Below are 18,249 nucleotides of genomic sequence, written 5' to 3' on the forward strand. Positions count from 1 at the left end.
CACCCTACGTGCGCGGGCCGCTGCGGCGGGGCGGAGGTCAGACGCCCGGAAGGCCTTCGCCGGTGTCGAACGGCGCATCGAGCGAGCGTGTCAGTTCATCGAGCATGGCGGCGATCTGGGGCTCGACGTACTGCGCGATCGCCGTCTGTATCCTCAACCGGTGCCGGAGGAGGAGCGTGCACACCTCGCGGCCGACCATGCTCGCGTACTCGTCCGCGAGGCGGACCTCCTGCCGAAGCGCCGCCTTCGCATCATCGGACAGCGGCGGGAGGGCCGGCACAGCGGCATCCGCCTCGTCGGCCATCCCGGCGATCGTGAACAGGAACGGAGCACCGGGAACCGGGTCGGGATCCATCGGGAGGCCGTCGAACTCCGGCTCGAGCCCCTCCGACGGCCGGTAGGTGCGGGAGCGGTTGCGGTCGGCCTGCTGGTCGAGCTCGGCCTGGAGCATGGGCAGGTTCCGCGCTGTGTACAGGGCGACGGCGTTGTCGACGATCGTCTTGATCCGGGTCGACAGCCCGTGCTGCACACCGTGCGGCACATCCGAGCCGAGCCCGGCCGCCGAGAGGACCGGCGAGCCCAGACAGCGCCGACACGGGGCCACCCGGCCGCGGTGGGTGGCAGGCTCCCAGCGCGGCAACCAGCGCAGCCAGGCCTCGACGGCCTGGCTGACCTGCGTCTCGAGCGAGCGCTCCACGCGTCCATTGTCGCGGAGACTCAGCCCGATCGGGGGTATTTCAGGGCAGCAGGATGCCGCGGCCCGTCACTCCTCGTCCTCGTCGCGCTCCCACGGCCACTCCGGACGGCGGGCGCGCGTGCGGTGGAGAGCGATGCCCGCCCACGCAGCCGCTGCGGATGTGACGGCCAGGACGAGCGCATACCAGGACAGCGCGAACTCCCCCGCGACACCGATCGCCGCCGCGGCGTCGGCGCCGCTCAGGACGCCGCCGAGGACGACTCCCAGAAGGTACGCGGCGAGCGTGGCGAGCGTCACCCACAGAGCTGCCGTGTACCGACGGCGGCGCACCGCTCCGTACTCCGTCCTGGCGAAGGCGACGGCGCACAGGAGCATCGCCGCGATGCCCGACCCCTGCCCGAGGCCGGGCGCCGAGAGGACGTCGGTGTCGGTGAGCAGGCTCGTGAAGCCGAACCCGCAGATCGCGAGCGCCGCGAACCCCACCGTCGCGAAGAACGCGGCGATGGGGGCTGCGACACCGGACGGCGGCGTCATCAGCCGCGGTCGGACATCAGTACTGGTGCAGCTGCGGGCCGGCTTCGAGCGTGCGCTCGTACTCGCGCTGCGCCTCGTCGTTGAGCTCGGTCACCCGACGCCCACGCGCAGCGACCCAGGCGCCGAACCAGATGGTGATCTCGCGACCGAGGATGAAGGCGATGACCGCGAGCGGCGCGAGCAGCTGATCGCCGACGATCTGAGCGGCCTGCGACGGGGGGATGGACCAGAACGGAGCCTGGAACAGCTGACCGAGCAGGTGTCCCCCGTACGCGACGGCGCCGACGAGCAGTCCGAAGACGACCCAGCGTCCCCAGCGGCCGCGGTTGATGAAGGCGCCGAGGATCCAGAATCCGAGGAAGAAGACCACGACCGGAACCCAGAAGCTCCACGTGGTGACGATATCGACGACGGTCTGGCCGAGCGTGTTGACGGCGAGGCCGTCCGTGAGGGCGATGAGGCCGAGGGTCGCCGCAAGGTACAGCACCGCGAACAGGAGCGCCGCGAGGAGACCGATCGCTCCTGCCGCGCCACGGTTGCCGCGCGGCCGCGGTGCCTCGGGCGCCTGCACGAAGATCGGCTGCTGGGAGTACACGGCGGTCGGCGCGGCTGTCGCCGCTGCCGGCTCGCTCGCGGTGACGGTCGTCGGCGTGTGATCGGCGTGCGCGTACGCCTCGGTCGCGACGGCGCGGGCCGCGGCATCCTTCGTCACGGTGTCGTTCGTCACTGTGTCGTTCGCACGGGTCGCCTCGGTGGATTCAGCGGGAGCGGACTCGGCCTCGGGCGTGGCCGGGCGATACAGCGGCTCGCTGCTGACCGCGCTCGCGGTCACGGGGGCGTCGGGCTCGCTGTACTTGCTGTAGTCGACGGAAAGGTCCGACCCGCGGTCGGTCGCGTCGAAGGACCGGTCTCCGCGGGGGCGGTCGTCAGCCGTGCGCGACGCCGCCTCAGCGTCGGCGAGGCTGTCGTTGGCGCTGCCGACGACATCGTCCACGCCACGCGATCCATCCGCGGACGTGGGCTCCGCCACGGGCTCGCCGAAGGCCGGCTCGGTCGTCTTGTCGTTGCGCTCGCCGAACTGGGGGTCGCTCATTGCCGTGTCACTCCTCACGCAGGGGCGTGCGCCGCCGCTGAAGCGAGCGTATCCCCGCGCCTGACAGGCGCCGCGGAGGCGCCCCGACGTGTCTCGGAGGCGGTGCCCGCCGCGGTGCGTATCGTGGAGACATGGCGAGGCGGCAGGCGACGATCGGGCGGACTCTCGCCACCACCGCAGCCGTCCTCCTCGCGTTGAGCGTCACAGCCTGTGCGCCCGAACCGGATGCCGCACCTCCGGCGCCCACCGGCGCGGCATCCGGGACCCCTGCTCCCACGGTCACCCCCGTCGCCATCGCCGACTTCCCGTTCGGTCCCTCCTCGTCCACGACCCCGCTGCCGTCCGACTGCGAGAGCATCCTGACCCCCGACATCCGCGCCTCGCTCGACGGCATCCCGCTGAACGCCCCCGGGATGGGCGGCGGCATCCGACCCGACAGCAGCCGCGTGTGCGTATGGGCGGACCCCGGGGCGAGCCGCACGAGCCTCGTCACCGTCGTCGGCTACTCCCCCGAGCGCGACGCACGCGATGCCCTCTATCTGCTCGGCGTCGATGACGGCTACCTCTGCTACGAGCCCGACGAGGGACTCCGATGCGAGAAGCGCGGGACCGACGACCTCGGACTGTCGGAGGGACGCACCGTGTTCTGGCGCGACGGCGTCGCCATCGACACCCAGTACCGGAACCTCGCCCCGCAGGGGTACACCGACGGGATCGTGAAGGCGATCTGGGGCTGAGGCCTCAGCCCGCTGCCGGCCAGACGACCTCGGCGACAGCGTCGGCATAGCCCGCCGGGTGCCATGCCCGCTGCGAGGTCGACACCCACCGGTCGCCACCGGCCTCGATCGTCTCGATGAGGTCGCCGTCGGTGCGCGTGCAGCGGACCCGGCCCTCGGCGTCGCCGCACGTGTACTTCTTGGCGGGCAGCGCAGCCGCTGCGACAGCCCCGGCATCCGTCGGCACGGTCGCGACCGTCGTGGAGATCTCTCCCTCGTCCGAGGTCCACCGGCACGTCACGACGACCGCCGGCTCGAGGGCTGCCACGAGTTCCTCCGCCGTCGAGACGGGCGGGTCGGTGGATTCGGCGAGCTCGGCGCCGTCCGTCCAGCGCAGTCCTGCCCAGGATGCCTCGTTGTAGAGATCGCGGCATGTACGCGGGCCGTCGCTCGCTGCGCCGGACGCCGCCGGTGCGGGCTCCCCCGCGGGCTGGGCACCGCCTGCCTGGGCGACCCACTGCGTCGCCGCAGGGAACAGGGGGAAGGCGAGGACCAGCAGCGTCACGACGACCGCCGCGCTGACCACCCCGACCAACCATGCGAAAACCGAGTTCCGCCCTGCGACCCGTGCCATGCGTCCCACGGTAGTGGCGCCGGACCGATGTCTTGCTGCGGCAACGCCGAAGGCCCCCGGGAACATGTCCCGGGGGCCTTCGGTCGGACGTTCACACCTCGATCAGTTGTAGCTGCCGGGGGTGAAGTCGTCGGTCGAGAAGCTGTCGAAGTCGACGTAGCTCAGGTCGGCGTCGCTGTACGCGCCGTCCGAGGCGAAGATGCGGTTGGGGTACCGCTCGCTCTTGGCCTCCTCCGTCGCCTCGACCACGACGTTGCGGTACTTCGCAAGGCCGGTGCCGGCGGGGATGAGCTTTCCGATGATGACGTTCTCCTTGAGGCCGACGAGCGGGTCGCTCTTGCCCTCCATGGCCGCCTGCGTGAGGACGCGGGTGGTCTCCTGGAACGATGCGGCCGAGAGCCACGACTCCGTCGCGAGCGACGCCTTCGTGATACCCATCAGCTCGGGGCGACCCGACGCGGGACGCTTGCCCGCCGCGACCGCCTCGCGGTTCATCTGCTGGTAGCGCTTGAAGTCCACCAGCTCACCGGGCAGCAGGTCCGTCTCGCCGTGGTCGACGACCGTGACCTTGCGCAGCATCTGGCGCACGATGACCTCGATGTGCTTGTCGTGGATCGGCACACCCTGCGAGCGGTACACACCCTGCACGCCGCCGACGAGGTACTTCTGCACCTCGCGGGCACCCTGCACGCGCATGACCTCCTTGGGGTCGAGCGTTCCGACCTGCAGCGGCTGACCGACCACGACGCGCTGGCCGTCCTCGACGAGGAGGGTGGCGCGCTTGAGGACCGGGTAGACGTGCGGCTCGTCGCCGTTGTCCGGGGTCAGGATGAGCTTCTTGGCCTTGTCGGTCTCATCGATCTTGATGACACCGTCGGCCTCGGCGATCGGGGACGCACCCTTGGGGGTACGAGCCTCGAACAGCTCCTGGACGCGGGGCAGACCCTGGGTGATGTCATCCGCCGATGCCGAACCACCGGTGTGGAACGTGCGCATCGTCAGCTGGGTTCCGGGCTCACCGATCGACTGAGCGGCGATGATGCCGACGGCCTCGCCGATGTCGACGAGCTTGCCGCTGGCCAGCGAACGGCCGTAGCACTTCGCGCAGACACCGACGGCCGAGTCGCAGGTCAGGACCGAGCGCACCTTGATGCTCTCGATACCACCGGCGACCAGCTTGTCGATGAGGACGTCGCCCACGTCGTCGCCGGCCTCGGCCAGGACGGTGCCCTGAGCGTCGACCACAGCGGCGGCCAGGGTACGGGCGAACACCGAGTTCTCGACGTTCGCGTCGCGGACGAGCTCGCCGTCGGCGCCGGGAGCGGCGATCGTGAACTCGAGACCCTTGGTCGTGCCGCAGTCCTCCTCGCGGATGATGACATCCTGCGAGACGTCGACGAGACGACGCGTGAGGTACCCCGAGTCGGCCGTACGGAGGGCCGTGTCGGCCAGACCCTTACGGGCACCGTGCGTCGCGATGAAGTACTCCGCCACCGACAGACCTTCACGGTACGAGGAGATGATCGGACGGGGGATGATCTCACCCTTGGGGTTGTTCACCAGGCCTCGCATACCCGCGATGTTGCGGATCTGCAGCCAGTTACCACGAGCACCCGAGCTCACCATGCGGTTGATGGTGTTGTCGGACGGGAAGTTGTCCCGCATCGCTTTCTGGACCTCGTCGGTCGCCTCGGTCCAGATCTTGATGAGCTCCTGGCGACGCTCGGCGTCGGTCGTGAGGCCCTTCTCGAACTGACCCTGGACCTTCGCTGCCTGCTTCTCGTAGGCGGCGACGATCTCCTTCTTGTTCGGCGGCGTGAGGACGTCGCTGAGGGCGACGGTCACACCCGAACGGGTGGCCCAGTGGAAGCCGGCATCCTTGATCCGGTCGAGGGATGCCGCGACCTCGGTCTTCGGGTACTCCTCGGCCAGCTTGTTGACGATCTGCGACAGCTTGCCCTTATCGGCCTGCTCGCGAACGAACGGGTAGCCCTTGGGGAGGGTGTCGTTGAAGATCGCCTGGCCGAGCGAAGCATCCACCAGACCGTGACGCTCGTAGCCCTCCGGAGCCTCCCCCTCGAGGAATGTCAGGCCGGGGACGCGGATGCGGACCTTGGCCTGCAGGTCGAGGGTGCCCTCGTCCTTGGCCAGGATCGCCTCACCGACGGAACCGAACACACGGCCCTCACCGGCGGCGCCCTCCTTGAGGGTCGTCAGGTGGTGGAGACCGATGATCATGTCCTGCGAGGGCAGGGTCACCGGACGGCCGTCCGACGGCTTCAGGATGTTGTTCGAGGCGAGCATCAGCACGCGTGCCTCGGCCTGAGCCTCGACCGACAGCGGCAGGTGCACGGCCATCTGGTCACCGTCGAAGTCCGCGTTGAAGGCGGCGCAGACGAGCGGGTGGAGCTGGATGGCCTTGCCCTCGACGAGCTGCGGCTCGAACGCCTGGATGCCGAGGCGGTGCAGCGTGGGCGCACGGTTCAGGAGAACCGGACGCTCGCGGATGATCTCCTCGAGCACGTCCCAGACCTCGGGACGGGTGCGCTCGACAGCGCGCTTGGCGGCCTTGATGTTCTGCGAGTGACCGAGGTCGATCAGGCGCTTGATGACGAACGGCTTGAAGAGCTCCAGCGCCATCTGCTTGGGCAGACCGCACTGGTGCAGCTTCAGCTGCGGGCCGACGATGATGACCGAACGGCCCGAGTAGTCGACGCGCTTGCCGAGCAGGTTCTGGCGGAAGCGACCCTGCTTACCCTTCAGCATGTCGCTGAGGGACTTCAGGGCGCGGTTGCCGGTACCGGTGACGGGACGACCGCGGCGGCCGTTGTCGAACAGGGCGTCGACGGCCTCCTGCAGCATCCGCTTCTCGTTGTTGACGATGATCTCGGGGGCACCGAGGTCGATCAGACGACGAAGACGGTTGTTGCGGTTGATGACGCGACGGTACAGGTCGTTCAGGTCCGACGTGGCGAAACGGCCACCGTCGAGCTGGACCATGGGGCGGAGCTCCGGCGGGATGACCGGGACGACGTCCAGGACCATCGATGCGGGGCTCATGCCCGTCGACAGGAACGAGTTGACGACCTTCAGACGCTTGATCGCGCGGATCTTGCGCTGGCCCTTGCCCTCGGAGATCTGCAGGTGCAGCGAGTCCGCCTCGGCGGCCAGGTCGAACGCCTCGAGGCGACGCTTGATCGACTCGGCGCCCATGTAGGCCTCGAAGTACTGGCCGAAGCGGTCCTGCAGCTCCTGGAAGATGTCGTCTTCCTGCTTGAGCTGACCGACCTCGAGGCCGCGGAACTCGTCCCACATCCGCTCGAGCTTGGCGACCTGCTCGTCGCCGCGCTTGCGGATCGTGGTCATCTCCTTCTCGGCGGCGTCCTTGGCCTTCTTCTTCTGGTCGGCCTTGGCTCCCTCCGCCTCGAGGGCGGCGAGCTCGTCTTCCAGCTTCTGCAGGCGGTCGGCGACGCGGGCGTCGCGCCGGTCGGCGATGTTCTTGATCTCGAGGCGGAGGTTGGCCTCGTGAGTCGGGAGGTCGCGGTGACGCGCATCCTCGTCGACCGAGATCACCATGTAGGCGGCGAAGTAGATGACCTTCTCGAGGTCCTTCGGCGCCATGTCCAGCAGGTATCCGAGGCGCGAAGGCACGCCCTTGAAGTACCAGATGTGGGTGACGGGGGCGGCGAGCTCGATGTGGCCCATGCGCTCACGACGAACGGAGGACTTGGTGACCTCCACGCCGCAGCGCTCGCAGACGATGCCCTTGAAGCGGACGCGCTTGTACTTACCGCAGGCGCACTCCCAGTCGCGCGAAGGTCCGAAGATCTGCTCTCCGAAGAGGCCGTCCTTCTCGGGCTTCAGCGTGCGGTAGTTGATGGTCTCGGGCTTCTTGACCTCGCCGAAGGACCAACGACGGATGTCGTCGGCGGTGGCGAGACCGATGCGAAGCTGATCGAAGGTGTGTGACTCGAGCACTGATTCTCCTGTGTCGGAATTCTGTTCGTTGCCGGTGCGGGTCAGATCTCGTCGATCGACGTCGACTCGAACCGGGTGGAGATGTTGATGCCGAGCTCTTCCGCAGCGCGGAAGGCCTCGTCGTCACTGTCACGCAGGTTCACCTCGGTGCCGTCGGCCGAGAGGACCTCGACGTTCAGGCAGAGGGACTGCATCTCCTTCATGAGGACCTTGAACGACTCCGGGATGCCGGGCTCCTGGATGTTCTCGCCCTTGACGATCGCTTCGTAGACCTTGACGCGGCCCACGATGTCGTCGGACTTGATCGTCAGCAGCTCCTGCAGCGCGTATGCGGCGCCGTAGGCCTCGAGCGCCCAGACCTCCATCTCACCGAAGCGCTGGCCACCGAACTGGGCCTTACCGCCGAGCGGCTGCTGGGTGATCATCGAGTAGGGGCCCGTCGAGCGTGCGTGGATCTTGTCGTCGACAAGGTGGTGCAGCTTCAGGATGTACATGTAACCGACCGAGATGCCGGCCGGGAACGGCTCACCCGAGCGGCCGTCGAACAGCTTCGCCTTGCCGGAGCTGTCGATCAGACGCTCTCCGTCGCGGGTCAGGTTCGTCGAGTCGAGCAGACCTGCGATCTCCTCCTCGAACGCGCCGTCGAACACCGGGGTGGCGACCTTCGTGCCGGGAGCGGCCTCGCGAGCCTGCTCGGGGAGCTTGGCAGCCCACTCCGGCGAACCGTCGACCTTCCAGCCCTGCTTGGCGACCCATCCGAGGTGGGTCTCGAGGACCTGGCCGAAGTTCATTCGACCGGGGATGCCGAGCGGGTTGAGTACGACGTCGACCGGGGTGCCGTCCGCGAGGAAGGGCATGTCCTCGACGGGCAGGATCTTCGCGATGACACCCTTGTTGCCGTGGCGGCCGGCGAGCTTGTCACCCGCGGTGATCTTGCGCTTCTGGGCGATGTAGACCACGACGCGGCGGTTGACGCCCGAGCCGAGCTCGTCGTCGCCGTCCTCGGCGTTGAACTCCTTGACGGCGATGATCGTGCCCTGCTCACCGTGGGGCACCTTCAGCGAGGTGTCGCGGACTTCGCGGCTCTTCTCGTTGAAGATCGCGCGGAGGAGGCGCTCCTCGGCCGAGAGCTCGGTCTCGCCCTTGGGCGTGACCTTGCCGACCAGGATGTCGCCGGGGCGGACCTCGGCACCGATGCGGATGATGCCGCGCTCGTCGAGGTCCTTCAGCAGGTCGGGGCTGACGTTGGGGAGGTCACGGGTGATCTCCTCCTTGCCCAGCTTGGTGTCGCGAGCGTCGACCTCGTACTCCTCGATGTGGATCGAGGAGAGGGTGTCGTTCTTGACGAGCTCCTGGCTGAGGATGATGGCGTCCTCGAAGTTGTGACCCTCCCACGTCATGAACGCGACGAGGAGGTTCTTGCCGAGGGCGAGCTCGCCGTCCTCGGTGGCGGGACCGTCGGCGATGACCTCGCCGACCTCGACGCGCTCACCGGCCGAGACCACGACGCGCTGGTTGTACGACGTGCCCTGGTTGGAGCGGTCGAACTTGCGGAGGAAGTAGTCCTGCGTGCCACCCTCGTCGAGCTGGACGGTGACGACGTCCGCGGAGACCTCGGAGACGACACCGGCCTTCTGCGCGGTGATGACGTCACCCGCGTCGATGGCGGCGTAGCCCTCCATACCCGTACCGACGATCGGTGACTCGCTGCGCAGCAGCGGGACGGCCTGACGCTGCATGTTCGCACCCATGAGGGCGCGGTTCGCGTCGTCGTGCTCGAGGAAGGGGATGAGCGAGGTCGCGACCGACACCATCTGGCGCGGCGAGACATCCATGTAGCCGATCTCGTCGACCGGGAACAGGTCGACCTCGCCACCCTGGCCGCGGCGGGCGAGGATGCGGTCGTTGACGAACGTGCCGTCGGCGTTGAGCTCGACACCGGCCTGCGCCACGACGTAGTCGGCCTCTTCGGCCGCCGTGAGGTAGTCGATCTGGTCGGTGACCTTGTTGCCCACCACGCGGCGGTACGGCGTCTCGATGAAGCCGAACGCGTTGATGCGCGCGAACGATGCGAGCGAGCCGATCAGACCGATGTTCGGGCCTTCAGGGGTCTCGATCGGGCACATGCGGCCGTAGTGCGAGGGGTGGACGTCACGGACCTCGACGCCGGCACGCTCACGCGAGAGGCCACCGGGGCCGAGCGCCGAGAGGCGACGCTTGTGGGTCAGACCCGCGAGCGGGTTGTTCTGGTCCATGAACTGCGACAGCTGCGAGGTTCCAAAGAACTCCTTGATCGCGGCCACGACGGGGCGGACGTTGATCAGGGTCTGCGGCGTGATCGCCTCGATGTCCTGCGTCGTCATGCGCTCGCGGACGACGCGCTCCATGCGGGACAGACCGGTGCGGACCTGGTTCTGGATGAGCTCGCCGACGGCGCGGATGCGACGGTTGCCGAAGTTGTCGATGTCGTCGACGTCCAGGCGGATCTCCGCAGCCTTGCCGCCGCGGGTGCCGTCGTAGCTGACGTCGCCGCGGTGGAGGCGCACGAGGTACTTGATCGTCGCGACGATGTCCTCGACGGTCAGGACCGAGTCGCTCAGCTGCTTGTCGATGCCGAGCTTCTGGTTGATCTTGTACCGGCCGACCTTGGCCAGGTCGTAGCGCTTCGGGTTGAAGTAGAAGTTGTCCAGCAGCGCGCGGGCGGCCTCGGCGGCGACCTGCTCACCCGGACGGAGCTTGCGGTAGATGTCGCGGAGCGCGTCCTCCTTGGTGAGGATCGTGTCCTTCTCGAGGGTCTCCTCGATCGAGCTGAAGCCCGCGAACTCCTGCATGATGTCTTCGGTCGTCAGGCCGAGGGCCTTGAGGAAGACGGTGACCGACTGCTTGCGCTTGCGGTCGATGCGGACGCCGACCTGGTCGCGCTTGTCGATCTCGAACTCGAGCCACGCACCGCGGCTGGGGATGACGCGCGCCGAGACGATGTCCTTGTCGGACGTCTTGTCGGGGGTCTTGTCGAAGTAGACACCGGGCGAACGGACGAGCTGCGAGACGACGACGCGCTCGGTGCCGTTGATGATGAAGGTGCCTCGCGCGGTCTGGAGCGGGAAGTCGCCCATGAAGACCGTCTGCGTCTTGATCTCACCCGTGAGGTGGTTCATGAACTCGGCCTCGACGTAGAGCGGGGCGGCGTAGGTCTTGCCGCGCTCCTTGCACTCCTCGATGGAGTACTTCTCGGGCTCGAGGTAGGGGTTCGTGAACGAGAGCTGCATCGTCTCGCCCAGGTCCTCGATCGGCGAGATCTCCTCGAAGATCTCCTCGAGGCCGCTGATCTCGGGGACATCGGTGCGCCCGGCGGCCTGCGCCTCGGCGACGCGTGCCTTCCATGCCTCGTTGCCGACGAGCCAGTCGAACGACTCGGTCTGCAGCGCCAGGAGGTCAGGAACCTCCAGCGTGTCGGAGATCTTGGCGAACGAGAGGCGGGATGCTCCGCGGCCGTTCTTGATGGTGGTGGTGGAAGTTGCGTTGCGCGCAGCAGCCAAGGGAATTACCTCCGTGAGCCCGGGGAGGGCTGGTTTTCCTTGTCGTCAGGTGGAGTACTCCCGTCCACGCCTGCGGCGCGCGCCGACGGAGACCGCCGGGGGCGCAGGCACAAGCCGACCACCATATGAGGGCAAGTAGAGGGGAGCGCAACTACCCACTATAGGACGCGCGACGCGCCGTGTCCAGTCGGATCGTTGACGAGTTCGGCAGGCTGCGGTATAACTTGCGGGCGACCGTCAGTCGGACCCCGGTCCGTCAGACCCACTGCCAGGTCACGAGGACCGACTGCGCGAGGGCGTCGCGCTCCGCCTGCGGCTTCTCAGCATCCGAGGCGAACGTGACGATGTAGGTCTGTCCCGCGTTGACGAGGTAGAACTGGTCGATCACATAGGGTGTCCCGCCCTGGTCGACACGCGCGGTGAGGTGCGCCGACTCCGAGCCGGCGGCCGTGACGCGGTCCAACGCCTGAACGTCCGACGCCCCGGCCTCTTCGAGCTGGGCGACCCCGGCCTCCTCGACCTGCTCGGAGGTCACCTCTCCCCCGGGGGAGACCAGGATGTTGACGTTGTCGCGGTAGCCGTCCTCGATGGTCAGGTCGGCGGCGAAGGTCGTCTCGTCGAAGCCTTCCGGTGCGCCGTCGGGGAAACCCCATCCGTCGGGGAGGGTGAGCGTGTACTGCTCTGCCGTGATGGTGTCGCCGGCGGCCGGGCTGAATTCGGCCCCCGTCTCGGGCGCCGGTGTCTCCACGGCCGAGGTCTCGGGAGCCTGCGCAGGGGCGGCGCACCCGGTCAGGGTCAGTCCGGTCAGGAGGACGAGGACGACGGAGGCACGACGGCGGGACATACCGCCAACGTACGCGGCGCGGTCGGTCACGGCCCGGGGCTTGCGCTCCGCAGCAGAAGATGCGAGCCCGGTCTCGCCTGCGCGAGCGCCGCCCGACCCGCAGCGGTGACGACGGCGATGACGGGGTATCCGCCGGTCACAGGGCCGTCCGGCCCGAGGATCACGGGACACCCGTCCGGCGGGACCTGGATGGCGCCGGGCAGCATCCCCTCGCTCGGGAGCTCTCGGGCCACGGCATCCGTGGTTCGTTCCAGCGGAGGACCGTCGAGCCGGATGCCGACGCGATCCGCTCTCGCGTCGACGACCCACCGCGTGGCCAGGAACGCCCGCCGCGCGGCGGGCGTGAACCAGTCGCCCCGAGGGCCGGCGGCGACCTCGACCACGAGCCCGTCGGACGGCGGTGTCCACGGCCAGGAGTCGACGGGCGGGACGGGATGCCGCGCGGCATCCGCCGTCGCGACCTCGTCGCCCGCGCGCAGCGGGTCCGGTCCGATGCCCGCGAGCGTGTCGGTCGCGGCGGAGCCGAGCGCGGTAGCCGCGGCGACACCGCCACGAACGGCGAGGACGACGCGGACGCCGGCGCGAGCGGTCCCGATCACGAGCTCGGTGCCGGCGGGCCACCGGACCGGGCGGTACGGGTCGACCTCGCGTCCCGCCACGTGGAGCGGCGCCCACGCCCCGGTCGCCGCGATCCAGAGGTCGCGCCGCGCCGTCGCCCGGAAACCACCGAGGGTGATCTCGAGGCCCGCGGCACCGGGCGCGTTGCCGACGAGCCGGTTCGCCGCGGCGAACGCGGGCAGGTCCGCCGCGCCCGAGCGGGCGACGCCGTCGGCGAGACGTCCCGGGCGACCGGCATCCTGCACCGTCGCGAGCGCGCCCGGGTCGGTGACCGTGAACGCGGCGGGCGCGGCCGGCGCGGCGGACGACAGGACGCGGCCGATCGGCTGCGCGGCAGCCCGGCGGAACCGCACCCTCGTGCCCGGGCGCAGCAGCACGGGGCGACGCGCACCGGGTTCGAACAGGGTCGCGTCCGTCGTGCCGATGAGCTGCCACCCGCCGGGGGTCTCCCGCGGGTATGCCCCGGAGAACCGGCCGGCGAGCGCGACCGCGCCCTGCGGCACGCGCGTGCGGGGTGTCGCGTGGCGGGGCACGTCGAGGTCCCAGTCGTCGCTCACCAGGTAGCCGAACCCCGGGGCGAAGCCCGTGAAGGCGACCGTCCAGCGCGCCGCGAGGTGTCGCGCGACGAGCTGCTCCACCGACAGGCCGAGGAGGGATGCCGTCTCGGCGAGGTCTGCGCCGTCGTACACGACCGGCACCTCGACCTCCTCCGGTGCGGTCGCGGCCTCCGCCGGGACGCGGGGCGCGGCATCCGTCGCCGTGATCCAGGCGCGGGCCGCCGTCAGCGGCAGGACCGCGGGATCGACGTGGACGAGCACCGTGCGCGCTGCGGGAACGAGATCGACGACCCCCGCGGGGCGCGTCCCGGCCAGGCGGGCGTGCAGATCCAGGACGTCGGCGAGCGCGTCGACCTCGGCGAGCAGGGCGCTGTCGCCGAACGGCAGGATCACCACGGGGCGCGCACCGCGATCCCCGCCGCGTCGAGCGCCGCGCGGACCGCTCGCGCCATCGCGACCGAGCCGGCGGTGTCGCCATGAAGGCACAGGGATGCCGCCTCCACCCGGATCGTCGAGCCGTCGACGGCGTCGACCCGCCCCTCCCGGACCAGGGTCACGGCCCGCTCCGCGACGAGGTCGGGGTCGTGCAGCAGAGCGCCCGGTTCCGTCCGCGGGACGAGCCCACCCGAGGGGAGGTAGCCGCGGTCGAGGAAGGCCTCGATGAAGAAGGGGATGCCGCGACTCGCCGCGACCGCGGCGATCTCCCCCGGCATCCCGAGGAGCGGGACGGGCCTGCCGAGATCGGCGGACACGTCGGCGACGGCATCCGCGACGGCGAGTGCGGTCTCGGGATCGGTCGTGACGGCGTGGTAGAGCGCGCCGTGCGGCTTCACGTAGCGGAGGTCGGCTCCGGCGCGGAGGAGCGCGGCGATCTGCTCCCGCACCTGGTCGCGCAGGGGAGCCGGCGCCACGGCGAGCGCGACGCGGCCGAACCCGGCCCGGTCTGCGAAGGAGGGGTGGGCCCCCACGGCGACGCCCTGGGCCATCGCGCGGCGGACGGCATCCGTCATCGAGGCGGCGTCACCCGCATGGCCTCCGCAAGCCACGGACGCACTCGAGACCACCGCGAACATCGCCTCGTCGTCGGCGGTCGGCACACCGTCGACCGTCTCGCCGAGGTCCGCGTTCAGGTCGATCGACGCCATGAGGCCACGGTACCGGCGGGGCAGGATGAACGGTGGAGGAAGGATCCGTCAAGCGCTGGTCGGCTCCGGACTCGGACCGTAGCGTCGGGGATGTCGCCGGACGACCGGTCCGGCCGGAAGGAGAGCCGCTGTGGCGTACATCACCGTGGGGACCGAGAACTCGGCCGACGTCGACATCTTCTACACCGATCAGGGATCGGGCCAGCCCGTCGTGCTGATCCACGGATTCCCGCTGAACGGCGAGTCCTGGGGCAAGCAGCAGGCCGCCCTGCTCGACGCCGGCTACCGGGTCATCGCCTACGACCGGCGGGGATTCGGGGCATCCACCAAGACGGCCTCCGGCTCGGACTACGACACCTTCGCCGCCGACCTCCACGCGCTCGTCGAGGAGCTCGAGCTGACCGACGCCGTGCTCGTCGGGTTCTCGATGGGCACCGGCGAGATCGCCCGCTACCTGTCCCGCTACGGCGCCGACCGGATCGCGAAGGTCGCCTTCCTCGGCTCGCTCGAGCCGTGGCTGCTGAAGACCGATGAGAACCCCGACGGCGCCGGCGACCAGGCGTTCTTCGACGGCACGGCCGCGGCTGTCGCGGAGGACCGGTACGCCTTCCTGACCGGCTTCTTCCAGGACTTCTACAACCTCGACGACTACCTCGGGAACCGGATCTCGCAGGAAGCCGTCGACGCGTCGGTCGCCGTCGCGAACCAGGCCGGCAACGCCGCGATCGCCGCCGCTCCCCTGACGTGGCCGACCGACTTCCGCGCCGACATCCCCGCCGTCACCGTGCCCGCGCTGATCGTGCACGGCACGGCCGACAACATCCTGCCGATCGACGCGACCGCGCGGAAGTTCCGCGAGCTGCTGCCCGAGGCGACCTACGTCGAGATCGAGGGCGCCCCGCACGGCCTGCTCTGGACGCACGGCGCCGAGGTCAACGACGCGCTGCTGGGGTTCCTGCAGGACTGACTCGCGTCGAGGGGATGCCGGGGCTCAGCCGGCGACGATCGCCTCGGGGATGCGTGCGCGCATGACGGCGAGCGCGTCGGCGCTGTGGTCGACGAGCACGGCGTCGCGCCCGAGGGCGTCGGCGACCGCGCCCGTCGTCCCGGAGCCCGCGAACAGGTCGAGGATCCGGTCCCCCGGCCGGCTCGACGCCTGGACGATGCGGCGCAGGATGCCCTCGGGCTTCTGCGTCGGGTAGCCGGTCTTCTCCCGCCCGGAAGTGGGAACGATCGTGTGCCACCAAACATCGGTCGGCAGCTTGCCGCGCGCCGCCTTCTCGGGCGTCACGAGACCGGGAGCCATGTACGGCTCTCGGTCGACGGCATCCGAGTCGAAGAAGTAGGCCGACGGATCCTTGACGTAGACGAGGATCGTGTCGTGCTTGCTCGGCCAGCGCTTGCGGGACTTCGCGCCGTAGTCGTACGCCCAGATCAGCTCGTTGAGGAAGCACTCCCGGCCGAAGACGGCGTCGAGCATGACCTTCGCGTAATGCGCCTCGCGGTAGTCGAGGTGCAGGTACAGCGTGCCGTCGTCCTGCAGCAGCCGCCACGCCTCGCGCAGCCGAGGCTCGAGGAAGCCCCAGTAGTCGTCGAACCGGTCGTCGTACAGCTTCAGCGCGCCGCGCGTGCGGGCGTAGGACGTGCCGCGGAACCCGCCCTTCACCGGGCCGGCCGGTGGCGTCGGGGCGTCGGGATCGGGCACGAGGTGTTCGGTATTCAGTCCCGCCGCTGCAAGCGCCGGGACGGGAAGTCGGGGATCCGCCGATGCGGGCGGTGCGGCACCCGCATCGGACTGAATACGGACCGCGGACTCGATCGCCCGCTCCTGCGTCCGGCCGGTGTTGAACGGCGGGTCGAGGTAGACGAGCGCGAACGAGGCGTCCGGCAGGCGCCGGGCGACCTCGAGGTTGTCGCCGAGATGGATCTCGACGGTCACGGGACGCGGCGCAGCCAGGCGTCCGTCGAGAACTTCGACTCGACGAGCGCCTCGGCCTCGGCGTACTCCTCCTCCGAGATCGATCCCGCCTTCGCGCCGTAGAGCGAGGTGAACGTCTCGATGAAGCGTTCGATGATGTCGGCGCGGGCCATTCCGGTCTGGCTGCGGAGCGGATCGACGCGCTTCGCGGCAGACGCCGTGCCCTTGTCGGAGAGCTTCTCTCGTCCGATGCGCAGGACTTCGGTCAGCACCTGGCCGTCCATGTCGTAGCTGAGCGTCGCGTGGTGCAGCACTCCCCCGTTGGCGAGTCGCTTCTGCGCGGCGCCGCCGATCTTGCCCTTCGACGAGGCGATGTCGTTGAGCGGCTGGTAGGTCGCGTCGATGCCGAGCGAGCGGAGCGCGTGCAGCACCCAGTCGTCGAGGAAGGCATAGGAGTCCGCGAACGTCATCCCCGAGACGAGGGATGCCGGGACGTAGAGCGAATAGGTGACGATCGAGTTCGCGGCCATCATCATCGCGCCGCCGCCCGAGATCCGCCGGACGACCTGGAACCCGTGCTTCGCGGCACCCTCGGGGTCGACCTCGTTGCGGTAGGACTGGAACGAGCCGATGACGACGGCGGACTCGTTCCACTCCCAGATGCGCAGGGTCGGGTTGCGTCGCCCGTCGCCGACGCGGGTGGTCAGCACCTCGTCGAGGGCGAGGTTCATCGCGGGCGAGACGGCCTTCTCGTGGACGACCTCCCACTCGAACTCCGCCCACCCGGGCGCGACGATGAGCGCGCGACGGACCGCGGTCCCGACGGCCTCTGGCGTGAACCCGAGCAGCTGCGCGCCCTCGGGGAGCGCCCCGCGGACGGCGGCGGCGATCGTCGCGACGTCGGCCTCGGTCGGGAGCCCGGTCACCGCCGCGTCGATGTCGGCGAGCGCATCGTCGGGTTCGAGGAAGAAGTCGCCCGCGAGATGGAAGTCCGCGATGCGGCCGTCCTCCACCTCGAGGTCGACGACGACCAGCTTGCCGCCAGGGACCTTGTACTCGCCGTGCATGGTCCTATTCTCCCGTGTCCGCGGACGATGCGGCTGCAGAGTCCGGCACGGATGCCGCATCCCGCCGCGCGATGCGGGCGCCCAGCCAGGCGAGCAGGTCGGCGCGCGCCGCCGGGGCGCAGTGCTCGTTGAAGATCTCGTGTCGCGCGTCGGGATAGACGAGGGTCGTCACGTCGGTGAGACCCGAGCGCGTGCGGTACGCGTCGGCGAGGCGATGGACGCTCCGGGGACCGCCGACCGGATCGTCGCGGCCGACCATGAGGAGCACCGGCACGTCGACGCCGAGGTCGCGGGCGGGCTTGCCGATCAGCCGCAGGGTGTCGACCGGACCGAAGAGCTTCGGCAGGGGGACGATGGTCGTCAGCGGGTCGTCGAGGAACGCGCGGCCGACCGCGGCATCCGTCGACAGCCATTCGACCCCTGTGGCGTCCGCCGCCGCCCACCGTTTGTTGAGGGGCGCCGCGTTGAGGTCGCCGGGCCACAGGAGGGACGACCCCGAGAGGATGACGGCGTCGTAGGCGCGCGGATCGGCGTTCAGCAGCTTCTGCGCGAGGAACGAGCCCCACGAATGACCGAGGAGCACGAGCGGCAGGCCGGGGTTCTCGTCGCGGATGATCCGCGTGAACTGCTGCAGCCCGGCGACGGTGGCGCGCAGGCCGCCGGGGCCGAGGCGTCCGAGGCGGGAGTGGTCGCCGCCGTGCTGACGCAGGCCCGTGCGGCCGTGGCCGCGGTGGTCGTCGGCGTAGACGGTGAAGCCGTCGGCGGTCAGGGCGGTGATCACCCCGCCGTAGCGGCCGGCGTGCTCGCCGACGCCGTGGAGGAGTTGGACGACGCCGCGCGGGTCACCCTGCGCCGGGTGGACGTCGTAGACGATCGCGATGCCGTGTGCATCGATGAACTCGGGCATGG

General features: G+C 69.8%; 14 protein-coding genes. 2 read left to right on the plus strand and 12 right to left on the minus strand.

Annotated features, from left to right (window positions below; translation table 11 throughout):
• Positions 1 to 37: 37 nt before the first annotated feature.
• From ABCU91_RS00560 to ABCU91_RS00570, 3 genes are all read right to left on the minus strand, one after another.
• Entirely contained in the window at positions 38 to 697 is a 660-nt protein-coding gene (locus ABCU91_RS00560) for a spermidine/putrescine ABC transporter substrate-binding protein (RefSeq protein WP_133399241.1), read from the minus strand.
• A 66-nt stretch (positions 698 to 763) separates the two neighbouring features.
• The gene (locus ABCU91_RS00565) at positions 764 to 1,231 is read right to left on the minus strand and encodes a hypothetical protein (RefSeq protein WP_413354343.1); all 468 of its coding nucleotides are present in this window, start codon (positions 1,229 to 1,231) and stop codon (positions 764 to 766) included.
• A gap of 16 nt (positions 1,232 to 1,247) precedes the next feature.
• Positions 1,248 to 2,324, minus strand: a complete 1,077-nt coding sequence (locus tag ABCU91_RS00570; protein WP_413354344.1) for an ABC transporter — start codon at positions 2,322 to 2,324, stop codon at positions 1,248 to 1,250.
• Positions 2,325 to 2,455: 131 nt separating this feature from the next.
• Here ABCU91_RS00570 and ABCU91_RS00575 point away from each other — a divergent pair, with 131 nt between their 5' ends.
• Positions 2,456 to 3,061: a hypothetical protein gene (locus ABCU91_RS00575; RefSeq protein ID WP_413354345.1), complete on the plus strand. Its 606-nt coding sequence runs from the start codon at positions 2,456 to 2,458 to the stop codon at positions 3,059 to 3,061.
• Positions 3,062 to 3,065: 4 nt separating this feature from the next.
• Here the strand turns inward: ABCU91_RS00575 and ABCU91_RS00580 are convergent, their stop codons facing one another.
• From ABCU91_RS00580 to pxpA, 6 genes are all read right to left on the minus strand, one after another.
• Positions 3,066 to 3,674, minus strand: coding sequence for a hypothetical protein (locus ABCU91_RS00580; RefSeq protein ID WP_413354346.1), 609 nt, complete (start codon positions 3,672 to 3,674; stop codon positions 3,066 to 3,068).
• A 102-nt stretch (positions 3,675 to 3,776) separates the two neighbouring features.
• Positions 3,777 to 7,652, minus strand: a complete 3,876-nt coding sequence (gene rpoC, locus ABCU91_RS00585; RefSeq protein ID WP_091356793.1) for a DNA-directed RNA polymerase subunit beta' — start codon at positions 7,650 to 7,652, stop codon at positions 3,777 to 3,779.
• Positions 7,653 to 7,693: 41 nt separating this feature from the next.
• Complete coding sequence (locus tag ABCU91_RS00590; RefSeq protein ID WP_091356797.1) at positions 7,694 to 11,191, minus strand: DNA-directed RNA polymerase subunit beta; 3,498 nt, start codon at positions 11,189 to 11,191, stop codon at positions 7,694 to 7,696.
• Between the two features lie 256 nt (positions 11,192 to 11,447).
• Positions 11,448 to 12,035 carry a hypothetical protein gene (locus ABCU91_RS00595; RefSeq protein ID WP_413354347.1) on the minus strand — a complete coding sequence of 196 codons (588 nt, stop codon included), beginning with the start codon at positions 12,033 to 12,035 and terminating at the stop codon, positions 11,448 to 11,450.
• Positions 12,036 to 12,061: 26 nt separating this feature from the next.
• Positions 12,062 to 13,606 (minus strand): 5-oxoprolinase/urea amidolyase family protein, encoded by a 1,545-nt coding sequence (locus ABCU91_RS00600; RefSeq protein ID WP_413354349.1) that lies wholly within the window; start codon positions 13,604 to 13,606, stop codon positions 12,062 to 12,064.
• Positions 13,600 to 14,355 carry a 5-oxoprolinase subunit PxpA gene (gene pxpA / locus ABCU91_RS00605; protein WP_413354350.1) on the minus strand — a complete coding sequence of 252 codons (756 nt, stop codon included), beginning with the start codon at positions 14,353 to 14,355 and terminating at the stop codon, positions 13,600 to 13,602. The genes ABCU91_RS00600 and pxpA overlap by 7 nt, the downstream gene beginning before the upstream one ends.
• Positions 14,356 to 14,485: 130 nt before the next feature.
• Between pxpA and ABCU91_RS00610 the strand changes: the two genes are divergently transcribed.
• Positions 14,486 to 15,322: an alpha/beta fold hydrolase gene (locus ABCU91_RS00610; RefSeq protein WP_091356807.1), complete on the plus strand. Its 837-nt coding sequence runs from the start codon at positions 14,486 to 14,488 to the stop codon at positions 15,320 to 15,322.
• Positions 15,323 to 15,346: 24 nt separating this feature from the next.
• Here ABCU91_RS00610 and ABCU91_RS00615 read toward each other — a convergent pair whose 3' ends face one another.
• The 3 genes from ABCU91_RS00615 to ABCU91_RS00625 are packed head-to-tail and all read right to left on the minus strand — an operon-like array spanning position 15,347 to position 18,247.
• Complete coding sequence (locus ABCU91_RS00615) at positions 15,347 to 16,294, minus strand: DNA-methyltransferase (protein WP_413354351.1); 948 nt, start codon at positions 16,292 to 16,294, stop codon at positions 15,347 to 15,349.
• Positions 16,291 to 17,340 carry a biotin/lipoate A/B protein ligase family protein gene (locus tag ABCU91_RS00620; protein WP_091356814.1) on the minus strand — a complete coding sequence of 350 codons (1,050 nt, stop codon included), beginning with the start codon at positions 17,338 to 17,340 and terminating at the stop codon, positions 16,291 to 16,293. Before ABCU91_RS00620 ends, ABCU91_RS00615 begins: the two co-directional genes overlap by 4 nt.
• Positions 17,341 to 17,344: 4 nt before the next feature.
• Entirely contained in the window at positions 17,345 to 18,247 is a 903-nt protein-coding gene (locus ABCU91_RS00625; protein WP_133399232.1) for an alpha/beta fold hydrolase, read from the minus strand.
• Between the last annotated feature and the right edge of the window lie 2 nt (positions 18,248 to 18,249).

The sequence above is a fragment of the Microbacterium phoenicis genome (assembly GCF_047302325.1).
Taxonomy (GTDB): Bacteria; Actinomycetota; Actinomycetes; order Actinomycetales; family Microbacteriaceae; genus Microbacterium.